Source organism: Vibrio splendidus 12E03, from assembly GCF_000272105.2.
In the GTDB taxonomy this organism is placed as follows: Bacteria; Pseudomonadota; Gammaproteobacteria; order Enterobacterales; family Vibrionaceae; genus Vibrio; species Vibrio splendidus_I.
In genome coordinates this window covers 1-682 of the sequence record NZ_AJZD02000329.1, presented here as the reverse complement: position 1 = coordinate 682, position 682 = coordinate 1, and the positions used below count along the sequence as shown (strand labels likewise).

At 39.6% G+C, this 682-nt stretch carries 1 protein-coding gene; it reads left to right on the top strand.

What is annotated here, in order from left to right:
- The first annotated feature begins 64 nt into the window (after window positions 1-64).
- Entirely contained in the window at window positions 65-655 is a 591-nt protein-coding gene (locus tag A142_RS21055) for a hypothetical protein (protein ID WP_019820108.1), read from the top strand.
- Window positions 656-682: the final 27 nt, after the last annotated feature.

Below are 682 nucleotides of genomic sequence, written 5' to 3'. Positions count from 1 at the left end.
TAGCACCTCGTGGGGGTCATTATGTCTAGCCCTTTCTAAATAACTATTAATGGAGTGCCTACAAATGGAAGCGGAAGAATTAGAGCATCTAGAAGAATTGGGGAAAAAGCAACTAGAGTTGTTTGACGAAATTAGGACTGAGAGTGAAAGGGCTTGCGTCATCGTGGGAGCAGCAAATATTGATGCACTGCTAGATGACCTTATTACAAAAGCTTTGTTACCTGTAAAGGTAAAAAAACGGCTGTGTTCTGAAAGCAATGCATTTACGACGTTTTCAGCTAAATTGAACCTCGCTCACCAATTGGGTTTGATTGATGATGATTTATTTTTTCAGGTAAACCTGCTGAGGAAGATTAGAAATGATTTTTCTCACAACTTGTCGGGGTGCCGATTGACTGAGGCTCCGCACCTGAATCGCTATCAAGACTTGCTTAAATCTATTTCAAAATGCCCGTTGTATAAGCGGATGCCGAAAGGCTTTCCTGATGGAAACATTGATGAGCCTGAACATGTACTGACAATGAAGTTAATGATCGTTTATTTATCATCAATAATTTTGTCCCTTATCTACTTTGTTGAGCCCGTTTATAACGAAAATCTAGATAATATTAAGCAAATGAGAGAGTCTAGTGCTAGTAATGGGCAACAGGGCTAACAAGCAATTTAAGAGGGATTCACAACG

What these genes read in the sequence shown, in the direction of transcription:
- A142_RS21055 (WP_019820108.1), top strand. Translation starts at nt 65, where the DNA reads ATGGAAGCGGAAGAATTAGAGCATCTAGAAGAATTGGGGAAAAAGCAA.